The 23,972-nt window shown below is 71.1% G+C and carries 17 protein-coding genes; 5 read left to right on the top strand and 12 right to left on the bottom strand.

Annotation, left to right across the window (positions count from 1 at the left end; all coding sequences use genetic code 11):
* Positions 1-109: 109 nt before the first annotated feature.
* From CUC05_RS21100 to glgB, 3 genes are read left to right on the top strand one after another with little or no spacing between them, the layout of a single operon-like run.
* Positions 110-2,149, top strand: coding sequence for an alpha-1,4-glucan--maltose-1-phosphate maltosyltransferase (locus CUC05_RS21100; protein WP_108668119.1), 2,040 nt, complete (start codon positions 110-112; stop codon positions 2,147-2,149).
* A 52-nt stretch (positions 2,150-2,201) separates the two neighbouring features.
* Positions 2,202-3,848 (top strand): maltose alpha-D-glucosyltransferase, encoded by a 1,647-nt coding sequence (treS, locus tag CUC05_RS21095; protein WP_108668118.1) that lies wholly within the window; start codon positions 2,202-2,204, stop codon positions 3,846-3,848.
* Positions 3,848-7,501: a 1,4-alpha-glucan branching protein GlgB gene (gene glgB / locus CUC05_RS21090; RefSeq protein ID WP_108668117.1), complete on the top strand. Its 3,654-nt coding sequence runs from the start codon at positions 3,848-3,850 to the stop codon at positions 7,499-7,501. The genes treS and glgB overlap by 1 nt, the downstream gene beginning before the upstream one ends.
* A gap of 21 nt (positions 7,502-7,522) precedes the next feature.
* Here the strand turns inward: glgB and trpA are convergent, their stop codons facing one another.
* The 7 genes from trpA to hisI all read right to left on the bottom strand — a co-directional run bounded on the left by trpA (position 7,523) and on the right by hisI (position 13,806).
* Positions 7,523-8,338, bottom strand: a complete 816-nt coding sequence (gene trpA / locus CUC05_RS21085) for a tryptophan synthase subunit alpha (RefSeq protein ID WP_108668116.1) — start codon at positions 8,336-8,338, stop codon at positions 7,523-7,525.
* Positions 8,335-9,483, bottom strand: a complete 1,149-nt coding sequence (gene trpB / locus CUC05_RS21080) for a tryptophan synthase subunit beta (protein ID WP_205712475.1) — start codon at positions 9,481-9,483, stop codon at positions 8,335-8,337. Before trpB ends, trpA begins: the two co-directional genes overlap by 4 nt.
* A gap of 128 nt (positions 9,484-9,611) precedes the next feature.
* On the bottom strand, positions 9,612-10,421 hold the full coding sequence (locus CUC05_RS21075; RefSeq protein WP_108668156.1) for an indole-3-glycerol phosphate synthase TrpC: 810 nt from the start codon (positions 10,419-10,421) through the stop codon (positions 9,612-9,614).
* A gap of 19 nt (positions 10,422-10,440) precedes the next feature.
* Positions 10,441-11,430, bottom strand: a complete 990-nt coding sequence (locus CUC05_RS21070; protein WP_157965850.1) for a Ppx/GppA family phosphatase — start codon at positions 11,428-11,430, stop codon at positions 10,441-10,443.
* On the bottom strand, positions 11,427-11,981 hold the full coding sequence (locus CUC05_RS21065; protein ID WP_157965849.1) for a hypothetical protein: 555 nt from the start codon (positions 11,979-11,981) through the stop codon (positions 11,427-11,429). Before CUC05_RS21065 ends, CUC05_RS21070 begins: the two co-directional genes overlap by 4 nt.
* A complete protein-coding gene (gene trpE / locus CUC05_RS21060) occupies positions 11,978-13,468 on the bottom strand; it encodes an anthranilate synthase component I (RefSeq protein ID WP_108668112.1) in 1,491 nt (496 codons plus the stop codon). The genes CUC05_RS21065 and trpE overlap by 4 nt, the downstream gene beginning before the upstream one ends.
* The gene (gene hisI / locus CUC05_RS21055; protein WP_108668111.1) at positions 13,465-13,806 is read right to left on the bottom strand and encodes a phosphoribosyl-AMP cyclohydrolase; all 342 of its coding nucleotides are present in this window, start codon (positions 13,804-13,806) and stop codon (positions 13,465-13,467) included. The genes trpE and hisI overlap by 4 nt, the downstream gene beginning before the upstream one ends.
* A gap of 140 nt (positions 13,807-13,946) precedes the next feature.
* Between hisI and CUC05_RS21050 the strand changes: the two genes are divergently transcribed.
* Positions 13,947-15,050 (top strand): ABC transporter substrate-binding protein, encoded by a 1,104-nt coding sequence (locus tag CUC05_RS21050; protein ID WP_108668110.1) that lies wholly within the window; start codon positions 13,947-13,949, stop codon positions 15,048-15,050.
* The gene (locus tag CUC05_RS21045) at positions 15,047-15,355 is read left to right on the top strand and encodes a DUF6916 family protein (protein ID WP_108668109.1); all 309 of its coding nucleotides are present in this window, start codon (positions 15,047-15,049) and stop codon (positions 15,353-15,355) included. Before CUC05_RS21050 ends, CUC05_RS21045 begins: the two co-directional genes overlap by 4 nt.
* Before the next feature lie 3 nt (positions 15,356-15,358).
* Here CUC05_RS21045 and CUC05_RS21040 read toward each other — a convergent pair whose 3' ends face one another.
* From CUC05_RS21040 to CUC05_RS21020, 5 genes are read right to left on the bottom strand one after another with little or no spacing between them, the layout of a single operon-like run.
* Positions 15,359-15,862, bottom strand: coding sequence for a GNAT family N-acetyltransferase (locus CUC05_RS21040; protein ID WP_157965848.1), 504 nt, complete (start codon positions 15,860-15,862; stop codon positions 15,359-15,361).
* Positions 15,859-16,377: a phage tail protein gene (locus CUC05_RS21035; RefSeq protein WP_108668107.1), complete on the bottom strand. Its 519-nt coding sequence runs from the start codon at positions 16,375-16,377 to the stop codon at positions 15,859-15,861. The genes CUC05_RS21040 and CUC05_RS21035 overlap by 4 nt, the downstream gene beginning before the upstream one ends.
* Before the next feature lie 9 nt (positions 16,378-16,386).
* The gene (locus CUC05_RS21030; protein ID WP_108668106.1) at positions 16,387-16,908 is read right to left on the bottom strand and encodes a phage tail protein; all 522 of its coding nucleotides are present in this window, start codon (positions 16,906-16,908) and stop codon (positions 16,387-16,389) included.
* Between the two features lie 9 nt (positions 16,909-16,917).
* A complete protein-coding gene (locus CUC05_RS21025) occupies positions 16,918-17,418 on the bottom strand; it encodes a phage tail protein (RefSeq protein ID WP_108668105.1) in 501 nt (166 codons plus the stop codon).
* Between the two features lie 14 nt (positions 17,419-17,432).
* Positions 17,433-23,960, bottom strand: a complete 6,528-nt coding sequence (locus CUC05_RS21020) for a tandem-95 repeat protein (RefSeq protein ID WP_108668104.1) — start codon at positions 23,958-23,960, stop codon at positions 17,433-17,435.
* Positions 23,961-23,972: the final 12 nt, after the last annotated feature.

Genomic DNA, 23,972 nt, shown 5'->3' with positions numbered 1-23,972 from the left:
CCAGCTCCAGGCATCATCGGGGGGTGTCGCAGCGTACTGGCGGCCAGCGCGACAGGGAACCACCTCCAGGTTTCGGGCGGGTGTCGTCGAGCGGAGCCGCCGCACGCGGATGGACGGAGCCCCGGCTCGGCATGCGATATTGCCGGTACGTGTGCGCGCACCGTCGGCGTCCTCTACAACCGTGCTTGTGAGGAACCGCATCCAGTTCGACGACATCCGGCCCTGCATCGACGGTGGCCGCTACGCCGCCAAGGGCTGCGTCGACCAGCCCGTCGACGTCGCCGCCACCATCTTCCGCGAGGGCCACGACAAGGTCGCGGCGATGGTCCGCTACCGCATGGTCGACGACGACCGGTGGAACGTCGCGATGCTCGACGCCCACGAACACGACGCCTTCACGGGACGCTTCGTCCCGGACCGCAACGGGGCGTGGGTCTACCAGCTGGTCGGGTGGACCGACCACTACGCCTCGTGGCTGGACGGGCTGGTCAAGAAGCACCGTGCGGGGGTCGCCGACCTCTCCGGGGAGATGGAGGAGGGTGCGCTGCTCCTGGAAGCCCACGCGGCGCCGGCCGGGGTCCCTGCCCCGGTGCCACCGCGGCTGAAGGAGGTCGCCGCAATCCTGCGCGACCACGCCGTGCCGGTCCACCAGCGGGTGGAGGCCGCCCGGTCGCCGGAGCTGCTGGAGTTGCTCCGACAGCACCCGGACCGGCGCGACGCCACGGCCACCGCCGAGCTGCCCCTGTGGGTGGACCGCGACCGGGCCTGCTGGAGCGCGTGGTACGAGATGTTCCCGCGGTCCGTCGGCTCCGACGGGGTCCGCAGCGGCACGTTCGCCACGGCCGCCACGCGCCTGCCGGCCATCGCCGGCATGGGCTTCGACGTCGTCTACCTGCCGCCGATCCACCCGATCGGCCACAGCCACCGCAAGGGGCCGAACAACACCCTTCACGCCGGTCCCGACGACCCGGGCGTCCCCTGGGCCATCGGGTCGCCCGACGGCGGGCACATGTCGGTCCACCCCGACCTCGGGACGATCGACGACTTCGACGACTTCATGGCGGCCGCCGAGGACGCCGGCGTGGAGATCGCCCTGGACTTCGCGATCCAGTGCTCCCCCGACCATCCATGGGTGACCGAGCACCCCGAGTGGTTCCGCCACCGCGCCGACGGGACCATCGCCTACGCCGAGAACCCGCCGAAGAAGTACCAGGACATCTACCCGATCGACTTCGACACCCCCGACATCGAGGGGCTGACCGCCGAGCTCAAGGCGGTCCTCGACTTCTGGATCGGTCACGGCGTCAGGATCTTCCGCGTCGACAACCCCCACACCAAGGCGCTGCCGTTCTGGGAGTGGGTGATCGCGGAGGTCCACGCCGACCACCCCGACGTGCTGTTCCTCGCCGAGGCCTTCACCCGCCCGGTGATGATGCAGCGGCTGGCCAAGCTGGGCTTCACGCAGTCCTACACCTACTTCACCTGGCGCAACTCCAAGGGCGAGCTGACGGAGTACCTGACCGAGCTGGCCCACACCGACCAGGCCGACTACTTCCGCCCGAACTTCTGGCCCAACACCCCCGACATCCTGCACGAGTACCTGCAGTCGGGGTCGCCGGCGGCGTTCAAGGTCCGGCTGGCGCTGGCGGCGCTGACCAGCCCGAACTACGGCATCTACTCCGGCTACGAGCTGCTCGAGCACGTCCCGGTCCGACCCGGCAGCGAGGAGTACCTCAACTCCGAGAAGTACGCCTACCGACCGCGTGACTTCGACGCACCCCACTCCATCGCGCCGTTCGTGACCCGCATCAACGAGATCCGCCGCGAGCACCGCGACGTCCTCGGCGACATCCGCAACATCCGCTTCCACCACATCGACAACGACAACCTGATGGTGTTCTCGCGAGCCAGCGAGGACCGGACGAGGGTCCTGCTGACGATCGTCAACCTCGACCAGCACCACCCGCAGGAGGGATGGACGTGGCTGGACCTGTGGTGGCTGGGCATCGACGGCGGCGAGGTGCCCTTCGAGGTCCATGACCTGCTGACCGGCCAGACCTGGACGTGGCAGAGCCACGCCAACTGGGTACGGCTGGACCCGAGCTGGGGTGAACCCCTCCACGTCTTCGAGATCCGCCCACCCCGCTGACCGACCCCGCTGACCGACCACCGGCCGAACCCAGAGGAGCCAGAACCAGACGATGCTCACCCCGGACCCAGAGTGGTACAAGCACGCGATCTTCTACGAGGTCGTGGTTCGCGGCTTCAGTGACTCCAACGCCGACGGCACCGGCGACATCCGCGGGCTGACCAACAACCTCGACTACCTGGAGTGGCTGGGCGTGGACTGCCTCTGGCTGCTCCCGTTCATGGACTCGCCGCTGCGCGACGGCGGCTACGACATCGCCGACTACTACAGGGTCCTGCCGGAGTACGGCGACGTCGACGACGTGGCCGAGCTGATCGAGGCCGCCCACGCCCGCGGCATCCGGGTCATCGCCGACATGGTGATGAACCACACCTCCGACCAGCACCCCTGGTTCCAGGAGGCCCGCGATCCGCAGTCCGACAAGCACGACTGGTACGTGTGGTCCGACACCGACGAACGGTACGAGGACGCCCGCATCATCTTCGTCGACACCGAGACGTCGAACTGGACGTGGGACCCGAAGGCGGAGAAGTTCTACTGGCACCGGTTCTTCAGCCACCAGCCGGACCTCAACTACGACAACCCGGCGGTCGGCGAGGCCATGCTCGACGCCGTCCGGTTCTGGCTGAACGTGGGGCTCGACGGCCTGCGGCTCGACGCCGTCCCGTACCTGTTCGAGCGCGAGGGCACCAACTGCGAGAACCTGCCCGAGACCCACGAGTTCCTCAAGACGGTCCGCCGGGTGGTGGACGAGGAGTTCAGCGACCGGATCCTCCTCGCCGAGGCCAACCAGTGGCCCGAGGACGTCGTGGAGTACTTCGGGCAGGGCGAGGGCGACGAGTGCCACATGGCCTTCCACTTCCCCGTGATGCCACGCATGTTCATGGCCGCCCGGCGGGAGGAGGCCGCGCCGATCGTGGAGATCATGCGGTCCACGCCGGACATCCCCGAGACCGCCCAGTGGGGCATCTTCCTGCGCAACCACGACGAGCTGACCCTGGAGATGGTCACCGACGAGGAACGCGACTACATGTACTCCGTGTACGCCGCCGACCCGCGCATGCGGATGAACGTGGGCATCCGTCGACGCCTCGCACCCCTGCTGGACAACGACCGCCGGCTGATCGAGCTGTTCCACTCGCTGCTGTTCTCCCTGCCCGGCAGCCCCGTCATGTACTACGGCGACGAGATCGGCATGGGCGACAACATCTACCTCGGTGACCGCGACGGCGTCCGGACCCCGATGCAGTGGACCCCCGACCGCAACGGCGGGTTCTCCGCCGCCGACTTCGCCGCCCTGAACCTGCCGCCCATCGTCGATCCGGTCTACGGCTACCAGGTCACCAACGTCGAGGCGCAGCAGCGGCACCCGAGCTCGTTGCTGCACTGGGTGCGATCGATGATCGAGGTACGCAAGCAACATCCCGTCTTCGGCACGGGCACCTTCGAGGCGCTCGACGCGTCCAACCCCAAGGTCCTGTCGTTCCTCCGCGAGGACAGCCACCAGCACGTGCTGGTCGTCGCCAACCTGGGCGCGACCGCGCAGTTCGTCGAGCTCGACCTGGGCCGGTTCGCCGGCTGGCAGCCCGTCGAGCTGTTGGGCGGCACGCCCTTCCCGCGGATCGGTGAGCTGAGCTACCTGCTCACGATGACCGGCCGTGGGTTCTACTGGTTCGACCTGCTGCCACCCGAGGAGTGATGGCCACGACCCGTCCCGACCTGCCCGACCTGCCCGACCTGACGGCGTGGCTGACACGCCAGCGCTGGTTCGCCGCCAAGGACCGCCCGATCGAGGCGGCCCGGGTGGCCGACGCCGTCCCGCTGCGGGTGGCGGGTGACCCGCGGACATGGCTCGTGACGGTCGCCGTGGACCATGCCGACGACGGCCCGTCGACCAGCTGGCAGCTCGTGCTGACCCGGCGGCTGCACCAGGCCGAGCCGCTGCTCGGCACCGTCGACGGGGTGCCTGTCACCGAGCTGGTCTCGGCCCCACGGGCAGCGCTCGCGCTGCTGGACAGCGCCCGACGGGGCGCGCACCTTGCGGCCGCGTCCGGTGCGACGGTCACCGCCAGACCTGTCGGCCGGTCGCCGGATCCCGCGCCGACCGAACGGCTGATGGGGGTCGAGCAGTCCAACACCTCCGTCGTGCTCGGCGAACAGGTCGCGGTCAAGGTGATCCGCCGGCTGGAGCCCGGCCCGAACCCCGACGTGGAGATCACCGAGGCCTTGACCACGGCCGGGTTCGAGGGCACCCCTCCCCTGCTGGGCGTCATCACCGGCCCCGACGAGACCGCCATGGCGGTCATGACCGGCTACGTCCTCGGCTCGCACGGCGCATGGGAGCTGGCGGTCGCCGAGGCGGCCGGCACCGCTGACCACGGGGTCGCCGACCGGATGGCCGACCTCGGCCGGCTGACCGCCGAGATGCACCGGACGCTGGCGTCCACCCTGGAGGTCCGGCAGTCGACGGTCGAGGACGCCGACCGCATGCGCAACCGGCTGATGGAGGACGCGCGCACCACCGAGCGGACCGTCCCGGAGGTCGGCAGCGGCCTGGTCGACGCGGTCGCCAACCGCCGCGCCGCGACGCCGTCGACGATGGGCCGCCTGCAGCGGATCCACGGCGACTTCCACCTCGGGCAGGTCATCACCGACGGCGACGACGGCTGGATGATCCTGGACTTCGAGGGCGAACCGGGCCGGCCCGTCAGCGAACGCCGACGCCCCGACCACCCGCTGCGCGACGTCGCCGGGATGCTGCGGTCCTTCGCCTACGCCGAGGCCGCCGCCGTGCGCGCTGGCGGCGACCCGGACGCGGCCGGCCGGTGGCGACACCGGGCCGAGCAGGCGTTCGTCGATGGCTACGGTGCGGTCGACCGTCCGTGGCTGGACCTCTTCGTCCTGGACAAGCTGCTGTACGAGGCCCGCTACGAGGCCGCCAACCGTCCTGACTGGCTGCAGATACCCCTGCAGGCACTCGCCCCGCTGGGAGCCACCATGGCCACTCCATCCACCCCGTCCGAGTCGTCGAAGGGCCGCAAGGCCAAGAAGGGCCGCAAGGCCGGCGCCACCGAGGCCGGCGCCCCCGAGACCAGCACCCCCGAGGCCAGTCCTGCCCCCACGACGCCGGCGACAGCCGCACCCGCCCCTCCCGCAGCGCCCGCCGCCGCCGAGCCGGACCTTCCCGACATCGGCGAGGACGTGCAGGCGCTCCGTGACGGTCGGCTGCACGACCCGCACCGGCTGCTGGGCCGCCACCAGCTCGGCGACGGCACGTGGGTGGTGCGGACCTGGCGTCCCGGTGCGGTGTCCGCCGAGCTGGTCGGCGTCGCCGACGCCGGTCAGGCCGAGGAGGTCACGGGCGGGCTGTTCCAGGCCACCACGACGTCCGAACCCGACCCCGGCACCTACCGATGGCGGATCACCTACCCCGACGACCAGGCCTTCGAGCTGGTCGACGCCTACGCCTTCGAGCCCACCCTCGGCGAGGTCGACATGCACCTGCTGGCCGAGGGCCGGCACGAGCAGGCGTGGACGGCGATGGGCGCCAACCCCCGGACGATGCACGGCATCGACGGGTTCGCGTTCGCCGTCTGGGCCCCGAACGCCCAGTCGGTGCGCCTCGTCGGATCGTTCAACTCGTGGGACGGGCGGCTGCATCCGATGCGGTCCCTGGGATCCTCGGGCATCTGGGAGCTGTTCGTCCCCGACGTGCCCAACGGCGCCCACTACAAGTACGAGATCGTCACCGCCGACGGCAGCCTGGTCCTGCGCGCCGACCCGTGGGCCAAGTGGTCCGACGTTCCCCCGGGCACGGCGAGCCGGGTCTGGAAGGGCGAGTACGAGTGGACCGCCGCGCCCCCGTCGACGGACCACCTGCACGGTCCCATGTCGATCTACGAGGTGCACCTTGCGTCGTGGCGCTGGACCGACGACGGCGAGGGTGGCCGTCGGCCGCTGACCTACCGCGAGCTGGCCGACGAGCTCGGTGACTACGTGGCCGACATGGGGTTCACGCACGTGGAGTTCCTGCCGGTCGCCGAACATCCCTTCGGTGGCTCGTGGGGGTACCAGGTCACCGGGCACTTTGCGCCGACCTCGCGGTTCGGCACGCCCGACGACTTCCGCTACCTCGTCGACCGCCTGCACGATCGCGGCATCGGGGTGATCGTGGACTGGGTGCCAGCACACTTCCCCAAGGACGAGTGGGCCCTGGCCAACTACGACGGCACCAAGCTGTACGAGCACGCCGACCCCCGCCAGGGCGAACACCCCGACTGGGGCACGTTGGTGTTCAACTACGCCCGTACGGAGGTCAAGAACTTCCTGATGGCCTCGGCGCTGTTCTGGCTCGAGTCGCTGCACGTCGACGGCCTGCGCGTGGACGCGGTCGCGTCGATGCTGTACCTCGACTACTCCCGCAAGTCCGGCGAGTGGGTGCCCAACAAGCACGGCGGACGCGAGAACCTCGAGGCCGTCGAGCTGCTCCAGGAGGTCAACGCCACCGCCTACAAGCGCAACCCGCACGCCTTCACCGTCGCCGAGGAGTCCACCGCTTGGCCGGGCGTGTCACGTCCCACCCACCTCGGCGGGCTCGGGTTCGGGTTCAAGTGGAACATGGGCTGGATGCACGACACGCTGTCGTACTTCTCCAAGGAACCGGTCTACCGGCGCTGGCACCACAACCAGCTGACCTTCGGGATGATGTACGCGTGGAGCGAGCACTTCGTCCTGCCGCTGTCCCACGACGAGGTCGTCCACGGCAAGGGCAGCCTGATCGGCAAGATGCCCGGCGACCGCTGGCAGCGGTTCGCCAACCTGCGGGCGCTGTACGGCTGGATGTGGGGCCATCCCGGCAAGCAGCTGCTGTTCATGGGTGGCGAGATCGCCCAGGAGCGCGAGTGGTCGGAGGAGCGCGAGCTGGACTGGCCGTCGCTGATGGACAGCGCACACGCGGGTGTCCGCGACCTGGTCCGTGATGCCAACCGGGCGTACCGCGACCTGCCGGCCCTGTGGCGACGCGACGACGACCCGACCAGCTTCCAGTGGATCGACGCCAACAACGCCGACGCCAACCTGCTGGCCTTCGTCCGGTACGGCGCCGACGGGGATCCGGCGGTGGCCGTGGTGGCCAACCTCTCCCCGATGCCGCAGCACGACCTGAGGATCGGGTTGCCCCACACGGGTGGCTGGCGCGAGGCGCTCAACACCGACTCCGAGATCTACGGCGGCGGCAACGTCGGGAACATGGGCCGGGTCGAGGCAACCGACCAGCCGTGGCACGGCCTGCCCGCCTCGGCGCTGATCAGCGCACCGCCGCTGGGCGTCGTCTGGTTCGTCGCCGAGGACTGAGGCCACCGCGGCCGGGGCGGATCAGCCCCGGTCGGCCTCGCGGACGCCCTTCGCGAGGGACTCCACGAGCTTGCGGACGCCCTTCGGGCCGCCGTCGGTGACCGCACGCACGGCTGCCGAGCCGACGATGACCCCGTCGGCGAACGAGGCCACCTCACGGGCGTGCTCGGCGGTGGACACGCCGATGCCGACGCACACGGGCTTGTCGGTGACCGACCGGATGCGGTCGACGAGGGGGGCGGCACGGTCCGACAGGGACTCGCGCACGCCGGTCACGCCCATGGTGGAGGTGGCGTAGACGAAGCCGGTGGTTCGGTCGGCGACCGCACCGATCCGTTCGTCGGTGGAGGCGGGCGAGGTGAGGAACACCGTCTGCAGTCCGACGCGGTCGGCGGTCTCCTGCCACGGGCCGCCCTCGATGGCCGGCAGGTCGGGAAGGATCACACCCGACAGGCCCGCCCGGGCGCAGTCGTCGGCGAACCCGTCGAGGCGCTCGACACCGCCGTAGTGCCACGCGATGTTGAAGTAGGTCATCGCCAGCACCGGCACGTCGACGCGGCTGGTCAGGCGGTCGCACATGGCGACGTCGTCGACGGGGGTGTACCCGGCGTCGAGGGCGACCTGGTTGGCGGCTTGGATGACGGGGCCGTCCATCAGCGGGTCGGAGTAGGGAAAGCCGACCTCCAGCACGTCGGCACCACCCTCGACCGCGGCCTCCAGGCACTCCTGGGAGGTCTCCATGTCGGGGTAACCGGCAGGCAGGTAGATGACCAGCGCAGCCCGGCCGTCGGCGTTGGCGGCGCGGATGGTCTCCGACACCTTCGGGGTCTGGCTCATGCGTGGTCCTCGCTTGCCTTCACGTCGGTCATCTCCAGCACGCGGGCGACCTCGTCGACGTCCTTGTCGCCACGACCCGACAGGTTGATGACGACGTTGCCGCCCTCCCCCACCTCGCGGGCGATCCGCAGCGCCGGGATGATCGCGTGCGCGGGTTCGAGCGCCGGGATGATGCCCTCGAGCTCGCAGACCAGCTTGAAGCCGTCCAGCGCCTCCTCGTCGGTGGCGTTGAGGTAGGTGGCACGTCCGGTGTCGGCCAGCCACGCGTGCTCGGGGCCGATGCCGGGATAGTCCAGGCCGGCCGAGACCGAGTGGGTGGGGATGACCTGGCCGAAGTCGTCCTGCAGCACGATCGTGCGGGCACCGTGGAGGATGCCCTCGGTCCCCCCGCCGATGGTGGCGGCGTGGGCGCCGGAGGCGATGCCGGAGCCGCCCGCCTCCACACCGATGAGCCGGACGTCGGGGTCGCCGATGAACTCGTGGAAGGCCCCGATGGCGTTGGAGCCACCACCGACGCAGGCCACGACCGCATCGGGCAGGCCGCCGGTCCGCTCCATCATCTGCCAGCGGATCTCCTGGCCGATGACCTTCACGAAGTCACGGACCATGGTCGGGAACGGGTGGGGGCCCATGGCCGACCCGATGAGGTAGTGGGTCGACTCGACGTTGGTGACCCAGTCGCGCATGGCCTCGTTGATGGCGTCCTTGAGGGTGCGGGTGCCGGAGGTGACCGGGATGACCTCGGCGCCCATCAGCCGCATGCGCACGACGTTGAGGCGTTGACGACGGCAGTCCTCCTCGCCCATGTAGACGACGCACTCCATGCCGAGCAGCGCGGCGATGGTGGCCGTGGCCACCCCGTGCTGGCCGGCGCCGGTCTCGGCGATCAGCCGTGGCTTGCCCATGCGCTGGGCCAGCAGGCCCTGCCCGAGGACGTTGCACAGCTTGTGCGAGCCGGTGTGGGCCAGGTCCTCGCGCTTCAGCCAGACGGTGGCCCCGCCGGCGTGCTCGGTCAGCCGGTCGGCCCGGTACAGAGCGGTCGGCCGGCCGCCGTACTCGGCGCGGAGGCCGTTCATGCGGTCCAGGAACGCCTGATCGGCCATGGCGGCGGCGAAGCTGGTGTCCAGCTCGTCCAGGGCCCCCATGAGGGCCTCGGGGACGTACTGGCCACCGAATCGCCCGAACTGGGGCTCCTCGGTGCGGGGGACGACGGTGCTCACGGATGACTCCTCGTCGAAGTTGGGGATGGGGGCGGTCCGGGTCGGGCCGGCGATCAGGCGGTGTGTGGGGTGGGGACGGCCGTGGCCAGCTCGTGGACGGCCGCCTCGGGGTCGGCGTGGGTGGCGACGTGCTCGCCCACCAGGACCGCATCGGCGTCAACCGCAGCGTAGGCGCGGACGTCGTCGGGGCCGCGGACGCCGCTCTCGGCCACCAGCAGGGCGCCGGGCGGCAGCTCGACCTCGGCGCGGACCCGGGCGATGTGGTCCCGGTCGACGCGGAGCGTCACGAGGTCGCGGGCGTTGACGCCGAGCACGAGGGTTCGGCCGGTGGCGGCGCGGTCGTGGCAGACGACGGCACGTCGGACCTCCTCTGCGGAGTGGGTCTCCACGAGGGTGTCCAGCCCCGCCTCGTCGGCCGCGACCATCAGCGTGGTCAGGGTCTCGTCGTCGAGCGCGGCGACGATCAGCAACGCTGCGGCGGCGCCGGCGTCGCGGGCCTGCCACAGCTGGTGGGCATCCACGACGAAGTCCTTGCGGAGCACCGGCGCGTCGACGGCACCTGCGACCGCACGGAGGTCCTCCAGCGACCCACCGAAGTGGGCGGGTTCGGTCAGCACGCTCACCGCGGCCGCGCCCCCGCGCACGTAGGCGCCGGCCAGACCCGCGGGGTCGGGGATGTCGGTCATGTGGCCGCGTGAGGGGCTGGCCCGCTTGACCTCGGCGATGACCCGGACGCCGGGGCGGCCCAGCGCCTCGGCGAACCGCGGCGGCGAAGGCAGCTCGGCGACCCGCCGGCGCAGCACGTCGGTCGGTTCGTGCGCGCGGTCGGCGGCGACGCGGTCGACCGCCTCGCGGCAGACCATGGCGAGGAAGTCGGATCGGTCAGCCACGGCGGTCCTCCTGGTCGACGACGAAGTCGGGATCGACGATGTGGCCGTCGCTGCCGAGGTCCAGCAGGACGCCCTCCCGCAGCCCCCAGTCGCACAGGGTCAGCGACTGCAGGCCGAAGGCTTCCATGGCGGCCAGGACGGCGATGCCGGCGGCGGGCAGCAGGTCGGCGCGCTTGGAGCTGATGCCGGGCAGGTCCATCCGGTCGTGGGCGTCGACGGAGCACAGCCGGGCGTAGGCCAGCTCCATCTGCTCCCTGCTGACCATCATCCCGCGGACCTTGGCCGGCGCCGAGCCGCTGGTCAGCGCGAGGCCGAACCGGGCGATGTCACGGATGCTGCCCGCGGTCGCCAGCGCCACGAGCGGCTCGTCGGGGGTGGTGCGTGCGGCGAGGACCTTGTCGGCGGCCGGCTGGATGATCTCCATCGCCGTTGCGTGCAACGCGGCCCGTTCGTGCAGCCGCGGCGGATCGGAGATCCGGTCGACCAGCTTCGCCCCGCCGAGGGGGAAGGTGGCGCCGGCCACCATGCCGTTGGTACCACCCAGGGCGACCTCGAGTGATCCGCCGCCGAGGTCCAGGCCGAGGACTTCCTGCTCGGGTGCGAGGTTGAGGGCGCACGCCATGCCCTTCAGCGACAGGGCCGCCTCGTCCAGCCCGTCGAGCAGCTGCACCGGCACGCCGTGTCGGTCCTTCATCTGCTGCAGGAACTCGGGGCCGTCCTCGGCGACGCGGAGCGCCTCGGTGCCGACGGCGATGATCCGGTCGGCCCCCTCGTCGTCGGCGAGCTCGACCAGGTCGGTGAAGGCGTCGACGGCGCGACCGAACGCCTCGGGACCGAGCCGACCCGTCCGTGACACCGGCTCGCCCAGGCGGATGGTCTTCTTGCGGGTGGTGACCCGCTTGATCCGTCCGCGGGGCCGGGTGTCGGCCACCAGCAGGTGGAAGGAGTTGGAGCCCAGGTCGAGGGCTGCCAGGCGGGTCACGTGTTGTCCTCTGCTATCGCATCGGGGTGGGCGGTCTCGTCGTCGGCGACGGCCAGGTCCCAGTCGTCGGGGCCGGCAGCCGCGTCACCGCGAACGGCCTCGACCGTATAGCGGGAGGGGCTGTCGGGGCGAGCCGGGGCGGCCCGGTCGGCGGCGGTGCTTTGTCGGCGGAGGGTGGTAGAAACGGCCATGCTGCCGCTGGCGACCATGCCGATGCAGGCGGCGAGCGCGATGCCGGGGGCGCTGGTGGCCACGCCGGCGTCGGGATCGAGGCCGCCGATCGCCGACACGGCACCGACCAGCCCCAGGGCGACCGTGACACCACCCAGTCGGGGCCAGCGAACGGCAAGGCCAGCGACCACGAGGGCGGCCAGGCCGACGGTGATCAGGTTGCCGGCGACCTCGGGGCCGGCGACGGTCTCGGTGCGCTCGACGACGACTTCCTCGCCGAAGGGTTCCTCCACGGTGATGGTGGCCCAGTCCGCCACGCTGGCGCCGAGCAGCAGCAGGGCCGCCGCGAGGGTCAGCAGGGCGGCGTTGCGAGCGTTCATCCCGCCGTCCACGCCTCGGCTGCCCGGACGGCCGACAGCAGCGCCATGGCCTTGTTTCGTGTCTCCTCGTACTCCTTCTCGGGCACGCTGTCGGCGACGACGCCGGCGCCGGCCTGCACGTGGGCACGGCCGCTGTGGAAGACGAGGGTGCGGATCGCGATGCACAGGTCGACGTTGCCGGCCAGGTCGACGTAGCCGATCCCGCCGCCGTAGATGCCACGGCGGGTGGGTTCGACCTCGTCGATGATCTCCATCGCCCGGACCTTGGGGGCGCCCGACAGGGTGCCGGCCGGGAACGTGGCGCGGATGACGTCGACGGCGCCCATGCCCTCGTTGACCCGGGCCTGCACGCGTGAGACCAGGTGCATGATGTGGCTGTAGCGGACGACGGACATGAAGTCGTCGACGCGGACCGATCCGGTGCGGGAGATGCGGCCGAGGTCGTTGCGCGCCAGGTCGACGAGCATGACGTGTTCGGCACGTTCCTTCTCGTCGCCGCGCAGGGTGGCCTCGTAGGCGGCGTCCTCCGCCTCGGTCTCGCCGCGCGGCTGGGAGCCGGCGATCGGCCAGATCTCCGCGACGCCCTTGCGGGCGGTGACCAGCGCCTCGGGTGAGGACCCGACGATCTGCAGGTCGCCGTAGTCGAACAGGTACATGTAGGGCGAGGGGTTGATCACCCGCAGGACCCGGTGCACGGCCAGGGGGTCGACGTCGGTGTCGAGGGAGAACCGCTGGGAGGGGACGACCTGGAAGGCGTCGCCGGCCCGGATGTAGGCCTTGCATGCCTCGACGCTGGCCATGTAGGCCTCGGGGGTCATGTTGGCGTCGGCTCGGTCGACCCGGCTGGGCTGCGGCGGCGGGATGACCGGTGCGGTGATCGGCTCGGCCAGCCGGGCGACGAGCGCCTCGGTGTCGGCGACGGCGCGGTCCCAGTCGGCCCCCGGGTCGTCGCCGGGGATGGTGTTGGTGACGACCACCAGGCGCTGGCGCAGGTGGTCGAAGGCCACGACCTGGCCGGGCAGCATCATGCGGACGTCGTCGAGGCCCTGGTCGTCGAGGGTGTCGTCGGGCAGGTCCTCGATGTGGCGGACGATGTCCCAGCCGAGGTAGCCGACGAGCCCGGCGAACAGCGGCGGCATGTCGTCGAGCTCGGGGACCGTCAGCGACTCCAGCAGCGCCTCGATGGTGGCGAGGGGGTCACCGGTGTCGGCGGCGGTCGCGACGGCGTCCGGGACGGGACCGGTGACGGCCACCTGGCCGTGGCGGGCACGGAGGGAGATCAGCGGGTTGAGGCCCGTGAAGGAGTACCGACCCCACCGTTCGCCGTGTTCGACGGACTCCAGCAGGAACGTGCCGGGCCCGCGCAGGCGGTCGTAGACGCTGACGGGCGTGGAGACGTCGGCGAGGACCTCGCGCACGACGGGGACGAGGACGTGGTCGGCAGCGAGGGCGACGTAGGTGTCGCGGTCCGGGCGATAGCCGTTCACGAGGAGGCGATCCGGGTGCCGAAGCAGCTGCGCGCCCCGGTGTGGCAGGCCACGCCGTCGGGGCCCTGGTCGACGCGGATCAGCAGCGTGTCGGCGTCGCAGTCGGCGTCGACGGAGACCACCCTCTGCGTGTTGCCGCTCGTCGCACCCTTGTGCCAGCGCTCCTTGCGCGAGCGGGACCAGAACACGGTCTCGCCCAGGGCAAGGGTCTCGGCCAGCGTGTCCGGCGTCATCCACGCCATCATCAGGACCTCACCGCTGTCGTGCTGCTGCACGATGGCGGGGATGAGGCCGTCGCTGGTCAGGGTCAGGGTCGAGCGCAACTCGTCGGCGTCCATGGAGGGGGAAATGGTAGCGGGCCCGTGTCGCCCCGTTCCCCAGCCGTCGGGGCCGTGGACGACGAATCCTTACATCGTCCTCGCTGGTCTCCGCCGTCGGACGGCGCCCCCTAGGCTGCCGTCATGACCACAGGCATGACGTGCAGACGCTGACCAGACGCCAGCTGGGCCTCGGCGGTGCGGCGGTGGTCGCCGCAGCAGCTGCCTCGACCCTCCTCCAGCCCACGGGGACCTCGCCCATGCGGCTGGGACTCGGGGCGATGAAGCCGACGTCGCTTCGGATCGGCGCGATCCTGCCGACTTCTCCGTGGGACGCCGAGCTCCCGCGTCGGATCGTTGCCGGGTTGCGGGACGCCCTGTCGGCGCCGGACTGGTTGTCGGTCGAGATGGTCGAACGCGAGGTCGTGGGTGGCACGGTCGGGATTCGCAGCGCCGCATCCGACCTGCTGGCCCGTGACGTCGACGTGCTGCTCGCGGCCACGAACCCGCTGGCGGCCGACCCGCTCGTCGAACTGGCGGCAGCGGCGTCGGTACCGCTGCTCGTGTCGACCTTCGGCGCGACGACCCCGCGTCGCCTCGGCCGCGGCGACGTCGCCGCAACCGTGCACGGCCTGCACCTGGCGGACGCCGCTGCGGCGCTGGGCGCCTGGACGGTGCGCGAGCACGGACCGCGTGTGGGCGTGCTCGCCTCGGACAGGGAGGCGATGTTCGACCTGATCGGTCAGCTGGGCCGAGGCGTGACCAGTGCTGGCGGGACGATGGCGGCGCTGGAGATCGTCAGCGAGCCCGGTGAGCTCTCGGCTGCCGCCGACCGCCTCGAACAGGCGGGTCTGGACGCCCTCCACATCGAGGTCGCAGGCAGGGACGCCGCCCCGTTCCTGGACCTGCTCGAGGACGGTTCCTTCCGCGGCGTGCCGGTGACCATCGACCCGCTGGCCTCCGGTGGCGACGCCCTGCCTGCCTGCGCGTCGTGGAGCCGAGGCACGGACCCGGCCGGGGTGCTCGGCGCGGAGACCGGGAGCCTGCTGGTGGCGGCCCTGCGACGCGGTGGCGGCCACGGCGTGGTGTTCCCGGGGACGTCCTTCGACACCGACCGGGGACGCCTGCGCGTGTCGTCGACGGGTGTGACCGCCGGGCCGGTTGCCATGCTGGCCGACGGCCGGCCGCTGGCCGTCCCGCCGGGCGACCGGGGCAACCTCTCGCTCCCGGTGGCGGGCGTCACCAACGAGTTCCTGTGCCTGTGACGGACCCGAGCGAGGTCACACTCGCCACGTTCGCCGAACGGACCGGCCAGCAGGTGTCGGTGGCCGAGGTGGAGGGACTGGAGCTCGAGGTGCTGGAGGCTGTCGAGCGGACGGTCGGACCCGACGGGGCGTCGGGATCGGCCTTCTCCGTCCTGTTCGCGGGTCCCGCTGGCCTCGACCTGCCACAGTCGATGGTGACCCTGGGGGACGACGTCCTGGACCTGCCGCTGTTCCTGGTCCCGATCGGACCGGGCGCCGACGGGCGACCGCGTTTCGAGGCCGTGTTCACCCGCCTGCCTGCCTGACCGTCACGGGTGCCAGCGCATCAACACGTGGCTGTGCCCCAGGGGACCGGCGACCTCGAATCCCAGGCGGGCGTAGAAGCGGAGGCCGGCGTCGTTGTCGTTGTCCACTGCATGGCCGAGTGGCACACCAGTCCGGCGACTCTCGGCCTGGAGGCCCCGCAGCAGCGTGGTCCCGATCCCGAGGTTTCTGTGAGTGGGAAGCACGGCGATGTCGAGCAACCTGATCTCCTCCGGCCGACGATCGACCCAGAGCCGCCCCACGGGCTGCGTGCCGAGCCGCACGATCAGGTGGTCGGAGCCGGGGAACCGGCTGCGGTAGTCCCGGCCCTGCGCCACGAACTGCTGCTCGACGAGGGCATCGCGATCGCCGTCGGCCATGTCGAGCAGGGCGAACCTGTCGCCCCGCACGCTACGGAACAACGCCAGGAGGAACGGACGGTCCTCGGCTGACGCCGGGTGCAGGGTCGGCGGGGTGTCCACCGCAGTTGTCGGACGAGGCCGGTTCACGAGCGCGAGGGGTACAGCCCGACGAGCGCGATGATGTAGCTGAGCGCCAACGAGGGCATCAGGTTGTTGTGCGCCTGCCCTCCCCCGCTCGACCCCAGCGGGGTCATGGCCGCGGCGGATCCTGCCGTGGCGTCAACGTAGTGTCCGATGGCGCGTCCGGCCGCGAAGCGGTTGTCCTCGGGGCGGCTGTCACGGGCGAGCCCGTCCACCGCCGTGGCGGAATGGTCGTGGTTGGGAACCTGGGACGCGTTGAGGGTGACGGTCTCGGCCCCGTCGCGCTCCCCCAGCTGTCTGGCCGTCAGGCCGGGGCCTCGACCCGGGTGCATGGGCAGCCGTCCCTGCAGGTCGGGGAGCTGGGTGGTGGTTCGCCCATCGCCGCCGTAGGTGGTGCCGATGAGGCTGAACAGGGCGGTGTTCTGGGCGATGGGGAGCAGCTGGCCGTTGCAGAGGGCCCAGCTGCGGGGGGCGAAGTTGCCGGCGAAGATTCGGATCTCTGCCAGGAAGGGTTCGGACACGAGGGCTCCTCAGTTCCTGGTCGGGTAGATCCCGGTCAGCGCCACGATGAAGTGGACGCACAGGAATGGCTGGATGTTGGTGTGGGGGCTGGAGCCGCCGGTGGACTCGACGACGTCCGGCGAGAGCGTGATGGCGGTTCCGGTGGTGCCGTAGGCGCGGGCTGTACCTGCCGCCGCGGCCGGAACGTGCCCGCCGGGGTCGCGTTCGGTGGCGGCGCTGTTGGTGGCCGGCCAGGCGTGGGCGTGGGACGGGAGCTGGGCCGTGGTGAGCGTGACGGTCTCGGCACCGCTCTTCGATCCGAGCGATCGAGGGGTCAGGCCCGGTCCGCTGCCGGCGTGGATCGGCACGCGGCCACGGAGGTCGGGCAGTCCGAAGGTGGTCCGTCCGTCCCCGCCGTAGGTGGTGCCGTACAGCGAGAAGAGGGTGTCGTTCTGGGAGACGGCCAGCAGCTGGCCGTCCGCGAACGCCCAGCCCCGGGGGGCGAAGTTTCCGGCGAACATGCGCAGCTCACCGACGAAGGGTTCGGACACGAGGGCTCCTCAGTTCCGGCTCGGAAACAGGCCCTGCAACGCGATGCAGAAGTTGAGGACCAGGTAGGGCTGCATGTTGTTGTGCGCCTGGCCGCTGCCGGCGTTGGCCACCGCAGTCGAGGCGAGCTGGCCCGTGGCGCTGTCGCCGTACATGGGTGTGCTGGCCCGGGCGAGGGCGCTGCTGGTCGTCGGGTCGGCGGAGGTGGCATCGGAGGTCCGCCCCGTCGCGCCGTGACCGTGGGATGGCATCTCCGCTTGACTCAACGTGTGGGTCTCCTCCCCTGTCTTCTGACCCCACGGATGGGAGCCGGCGATGTGCATCGGCGCCCGACCCCGCAGCTCGGGCAGGCCGAACGAGGTCCGTCCGTCGCCGCCGTACGTGGTGCCGAGCAGCGAGTACAACGACTGGTTCTGGTTGATCGGCAGGATCTGGCCATCGCAGAGCGCCCACCCACGAGGGGCGAAGTTGAAGCCGACGATCCTGATCTCGGCGAGGAATGGTTCGGACACGGTGCGATCGTCTCCTATCGGATCTCCGGCGGGATGCACGCGCCGTTGGTGGGAGCCCCGGTCACGATCGGAGCTGCCGAGATGAGGGTGTTTCGTCCCGTCAGGTAGGCCTCTGGGTTCCCGCCGGCGTAGTCCGGGAACTCGAGCGTCGAGGTTCCTCCGACGGCGATGTCCGCGCCGGGGAAGCCCAGCGTGGATGTCAGGGAGTTGGCGCTGATGTCGAGGCATCCCGCGGCACCGTCGTCGATGGTGGCGAACATGCCGGCGCGCTGGCCGGTGAGTGTGCTGTTGGTGACCGCGAGGTCGAGCGTGCCACCGGTACCGATGTCGGACCGGACATCCAGGGCGATGTCCGGGACGCCGTCCTGTGCCGTGTGGGTGGCGAGGCTGCTGCGGATGACGTTGGCGCCGATGCCCCTGTCGACGAGCACCCCGGTGCTGCTGGAGTTGACGATGGTGGTGCTGGACAGGATCGCGTCGATGGCACCCGTTCCGTTGCTGCCCTCGATGGCGACGCCGATGCTTCCGGCGCTCCCGACCTGGCCGGCGACACCGACCGCGGTGTTGGTGATCGTGGTGTGCAGGACCGGGGACTGACCCGGGTCGGCCACCAGCGCGGCCCCGACGCCGACCGCGTTGAACGCGGGGTTGTCCATGGCGAGGGTGCTGCCGGCGATCTCGACCACGACATCGGCTTCGTCAGCCGAGACGGCGCTGGCCATGAACGCGTTGTCGGTGACGATGTCGGCGTCGCTGATGTCGACGTCCATGGTGCCGTTGCCGGCGCCGCGGATCTGGATGCCGCCACCTCCGGCACCCGCGACGAACGGCGCCACCGTGCCGACGGCGACGTCGGAGATCCTGAACGATCCGGTCGAGTCGGTGCCGGCCGTGCCCTGGGTGCCGATGGCTCCAGCCGCCGAACCGAACGTGTCGCCGGCGAGCAGCCGGATCGCGGGGCCGTCGATGCCGGTCATGTCGATCCCGTCGATGGACCCACCCGGAACGACTGCTCCAGCACCGATCGCCGTGATCTCCACGCCTGCGCCGGAGTTGGCGGTGGTGTCGATGTGCGGTCCGGGGGTCGTGGCGGTGATTGTCACGTCTCCCGTCGACGCAGTGGTCCGGTCGATCTCGATCGCGGTGTCGGCGATCGTGGTGAGGGACGGGTCGGTGATGGTGACCGTGCCTGGGTTGGTCAACCAGATGCCGCGCTCGTCGTCGGCGTTGCCGATGGTGGTCAGGGTCAGCCGGTTACCGGTGAACCCGCCGGTCTGGCTGGTACCGCGTATTCCGTGGTTGCCGGTGCCGGTGATCCGGATGTCGGTGAAGCTGATGGGGCCACCCGTGTTGGTCAGGAGCACCCCCTCCCCTGTCGTGGAGGAGATCGTGCCGCCGCTGTCGGGGCCACCCGTACCGGTGACGGTGAACGCCCCCGCGCCGGTGTTCGACAACACGATGCCGTGGGTGCCACCCCCGGCCGTGACGCTGTCGAAGGTGACGCCGCTTCCACCGATCGTTCCGGTGATGTCGACCGCCGTGTTGCTGGTGGAGGACGCGGTGGACCCCGGCCCGGACACGTTGATCGTCGTGCCGGACCCGACCTCGAGGCCGATGCCGGTCGTGCCGCTCACCTGAAGGCCACCCATGGCGCTCAGGGTGGTCGTTCCACCGGTCAGCTGGAGACCGCTACTGCCTGCTGCCTGGACGAGGCCGCCGAACGTCACGGATGGTCCGCTGTCGATGTCGATCGCCGTCGTGGCGACGGAGTCGACGGTCGTGGGGCCCTCCACGGTCAGCGCCCCTGCAGTCGAGGACACGGATACCCCCGTACCCGAGGAGTTGCTCGACACGCTGTCGGTGGTCAACGACAGGAGGCGGATGTTGTCCAGGTCGAGGGCCGCGTCGGCGCTGCTGTGCAGCCGTTCCTGTTCGACCGTGCCGTTGAGGATGGCAAGGGTGGTCAGGTCCTGGGCCTGCAGCGCGATCCCGGTGACGTCGACGTCGAGGCTGTCGATGCTGACGCCGCCCGTGTCGATGAGGCGGAGGCCGTGGCCGGTGCCCGTCACGTCGACCGTCCCGAGCAGGAGAGCCCCGCTGAGCTGGTTGGTGTGGATGGCGCGATCAGCTCCTCCTGCCAGGACGACGTCCACCGAGTCGATGTGTCGGGTCCCCGCTGGCGGGGCGCCCATCGTGCCGCCGATCAGGGAGATGGCCCTCCCCGTCCCGCTGATCACGACATCCGACATCGACAGGGTCCCGAAGCCGCTGTTGCCGACGAGGCCGATGCCGCTCGTCGTGCCGATGTCGATCCCACGAACGGTGTTGTTGACGCCCAGCGTGACGCCATCGGCGGTGCTCGTGATGACCGGCGCGGTCGAGGCCGGGGCGAGCTCGGTCGAGGGAAGCCCGACCTGGAGGGCGACCCCGGCGCCGATCAGCTGCTGGTCGGCCTGCAGGGTCGTACCGGCTCCACCGACCGCGGTCGCCGACTCGCCCACGTACACGATGTCGCCCGCCGCGCCGACGGTGCTGGGCATCGTGTCGAGCGGGGTGTGGGACCGCCCGTCGCCACCGGCGGCCGCGTCGGCGTCGACGTACCAGATCAGCTCCGAGAGCGTGATGGTCGCGAGGCCCGAATCGTCCACGGTGCCGTCGGTGACCGTGTAGGTGAACGTGTCGGTGGTGGTCGACCCGACGGCAGGCGTGTAGACGAACGTGCCGTCGGCCTGGATGTCGACGCTGCCGCCCTGGGTCGTTGCCTGCCCGGTCGCGGCAACCGCCGAGAGCGTGTCGCCGTCGACGTCGGTGTCCCCGTCGAGCAGGGTCCCCTGGATGCGGACGCCCGGCCCACGCAGCGCGGGGGTGGCATCGGCGAGGTCGGTGACCACGATGAGCTCGGTGTTGCCGAACGCGTCGTAGTCGTCGTCGGCCGCGACCGGGGGGTCGTTGATCGGGGTGACGGTGATGGAGACGGTTGCAGGAGCCGACGTGGTGGTCCCGTCGGAGACGGTGAACGTGAAGCTGTCGGACCCGCTGTGGTTCGCGTTCGGCGTGTACGTCACCGTTGCGGACTGGCCGGCCCCGTTGCCACCGATGGCGCCCAACCCGCCGTTGCTCGGCCCCGTCCCGATCGTGAACGTCAGGTTCCCGCCGTCGGGGTCCGTGCCCTCCAGGGTGATCAGCACCGAGTCGTCCTCGTCGACGGTCGCGTTGCCGGCGGTCGCGGCCGGCGCGTCGTCGACCGGGTCGACCGTGATGGACACGGTGGCGGCGGCCGACGTCGTGGTCCCGTCGGAGACGGTGAACGTGAAGCTGTCCGATCCGTTGTAGTTCGCGTTCGGCGTGTAGGTCACCGTCGCGGACTGGCCGACCCCGCTGCCGCTGATGGCGCCGAGCGTCCCGTTCGTCGGTCCGGTCCCCAGCGCGAAGGCCAGGTCGGCCGTGTCGACGTCGGTGCCCGCCAGGGTGATGAGCACCGAGTCGTCCTCGTCGACGTTCTCGCTGCCGGCCGTCGCGGTCGGCGGGTCGTCGACCGCGTCGACGGTGATGGTGACCGTGGCGTTGCTGCTGGAGTCGAGCGCGCCGTCGTTGGCCCTGACCGTGAAGGAGTCGGAGCCGTTGTAGTCGCCGTTGGGCGTGTAGGTCACCGTTGCGGTCTCGTTGCCCGTCGGCGTGATCGCGCCGACGGTGCCGTTGGTGGGACCGGACACGACCGTGAAGGTCAGCGCATCCCCGTCGATGTCGTCACCCACGAGGTTGACGGTCACCGCGACGTCCTCGTCGGTCGTCGCGCTGGCGTCGTCGACGGTGGGCGGGTCGTTGACGTTGGACACGGTGATGTCCACGGTTGCCGGCGCCGACGTGTCGGTGCCGTCGTCCACGGTGAACGTGAAGCTGTCCGGTCCGTTGAAGTCGGCGTTCGGGGTGTAGGTGACCTCTGCCGACGTGACCCCGGTCGACACGGGCGCGGTCACGGTGCCGTCGGTCGGATCCGTGTCGATCGCGAAGACGAGCGGGTCACCGTCGGCGTCGGTCCCGGCCAGGGCGATCACGACGGAGTCGTCCTCGTCCACCCCTGCCGTGCGGGCGGTGGCCGTGGGTGCGTCCTGGAGGGGGGCCACGTCGATCGTCACCGTGGCGAGCGGCGAGTCGAGCGCACCGTCGTTGGTGCGGAACGTGAAGCTCTGCGACCCGTTGGTGTTGGCGTCGGGGGTGAAGGTGAAGTCACCGGTGTTGACGTCGAGGCCGGTGACCCGTGGGTCCGCCGGGTCGACGGCGAAGGTGATCGCGTCGCCATCGGCGTCGTCACCGGTCAGCGTGCCGTTGACCGGAACGTCCTCGTCGGTGCTGAGGGTCTGGTCGTCCGCGGTGGGCGCGTCCGCGACCGGGTCGACGGTGATCGACACGGTGGCTGTGGAGGCCAACCCGTCCTCGGTGGCGCTGAAGGTGAAGCTGTCGGGCCCGTTGTAGTCGGGGTCCGGCGTGTAGGTGTAGGCGCCGCCGGCTGCCACGGTCGCGGTGCCGTTCGTGGCGTCGGTGTCGAGCGCGTAGGTGATCGTGCCCCCGTCGACGGAGGTAGCGGTCACGGTGCCGCCCGCCGGGGTGTCCTCGTTGGTGGTGATGGTGTCCGGGTTGGCCACCGGCGGGTCGTCGACGGGGGTGACGGTGATGTCGAAGGTGCCCGGTGCCGTCGGTCCGCTGCCGTCGTCGACGGTGAAGGTGAAGCTGTCCGTGCCGTTGGCGTTGGGCGTCGGGGTGTAGGTGAACGCGCCCGTGGCGGTGTCGAAGGCGGTCAACGATCCCGCGGTGGGCGCGGTGTCGACGGCGAAGGCGAGCACGTCGCCGTCGGCGTCGGTCCCGGAGACGCTGGCGACCAGGTCGACGTCCTCGTCGGTCGTCCCCGACCCGTCGATGGCCACGGGGGCGTCGGGCACCGGGGTGACGGTGATGTCGACGGTGGCCGGCGCGCTGTCACGGCTGCCGTCGGACGCGGTGTAGGTGAAGCTGTCGGGCCCGTTGGTGTCCGGGTCCGGGGTGTAGGTGACCTCGTCGGGTCCGGGGCCGGGCACGACCGTGCCCGACGTGGCGGCGCCTGCGGTGAACGTCAGCGGGTCGCCGTCGGGGTCGGTGCCGGTCATCGTGATGACGACGGGGACGTCCTCGTCGGTGGTCACGGCGAGGTCGGTGGCGGTGGGGGCACGGTTGCCGGGCGTGTCCGGCAGGTCGGTGACCTCGACGGTGACCGTGGCCGGCTCGGAGGTCTCGTCGCCCTGCGACGCGGTGTAGGTGAACGTGCGGGCACCCGGCGCACCCAGCGGGTCGAAGGTGACGATGTCCCCATCGAGGGTCACGTCGGCGTCGGACGGCAGGTCATCGATGGCGTAGGTGAGCGGCAGGTCGACGCTGGGGTTGGGTGTGCCGTCGAGGGTGATGTCGACCGGGGTGTCCTTGTCGGTGGTCACCGTGATGTCGGCCACGGTCGGGGGTTCGAACACGAGGTCCGCCTCGATGAGCAGCTGGGCGATGATGCCCAGACTGATGGGCGGACCCACGGGAACCAGGGGGCCAGGGAGCCCGCCGACAGTCTGGGCGAAGCCGCCCGAGTCGGGGCGAACGGCGATGGCGGCGCCGGCGAGGGCGTCGGCGAACGACTCGCCGCTGACGACGTACACACGCTGGGCGCCGTGCTCCCCGAACAGGGCCAGCCCGATCTGGAGGGCGGTCTCGAACCGGTTCTCCCCGGCGATCCGCTCGACGGTCGGGGCCAGGTCGGCCACCGCGGCTTCGACCTCCGCGCCGACCGCAGCGGTCCCACCCAGGATGGTGATGCGTGTGGGGTCGAGCCGCAGCAGCTCGGCACGGGTGACCTCCGACAGCTCGTCGGTGCCGGTCAGCAGGATCGGCCCGTTGCGCTCGGCCATCAGCGGCCCGGCCACCAGGGCGTCGGCGAAGTCGTCGGCCCGGGCGATGGCGACCTCGTCCGTCCCGTCGGGATGGGAGACCGCGGAGACGGCCACCGCGGTGGTGAGGCGGGAGTCACCAGCGATCCGCACGACCGGCGCGATCGTGGCCAGGGACGCCTCGACCTGCGGTCCGACCGCGGATGGCCCGCCGACGACGACGATCCGTTCGGGGGAGAGTCGACGGACCTCTGCCTCGGTGGAGGTGGGCAGGTCGCCGGGCCGGGTCAGCAGGATCGGTCCGCCGCTGCGCGCGGCGTGGGGGCCGATGGCCAGGGCGTCGGCGAAGTCCTCGCCGGTGGCGACGAACACCACGTCTGCGCCGTCAGGGTAGGCCCCGGCCGCGATGGCAACCGCCGTTTCGTACCGGTCCGCACCGGCGACGACCGTCAGGTCGTCGGCCAGGTCGCGCAGCGACTCGACGGATTCCTCCGAGACGGCGGCAGGGCCGCCGAGGACGATGATCTCGCTGCGCTGGCGTTCCTGGGCCGCCACCGACGACGGGGACGCCAGCACGCTGGCCACGAGCAGGAGCAGGACGGCGAGCCGGCTCGCCGTGAAGGACACGAGGTTCTGCAACTGTCTGCTCCG

It is taken from the genome of Euzebya rosea, from assembly GCF_003073135.1.
GTDB classification, from domain to species: domain Bacteria; phylum Actinomycetota; class Nitriliruptoria; order Euzebyales; family Euzebyaceae; genus Euzebya; species Euzebya rosea.
This window is presented reverse-complemented; position numbering and strand designations above follow the sequence as displayed.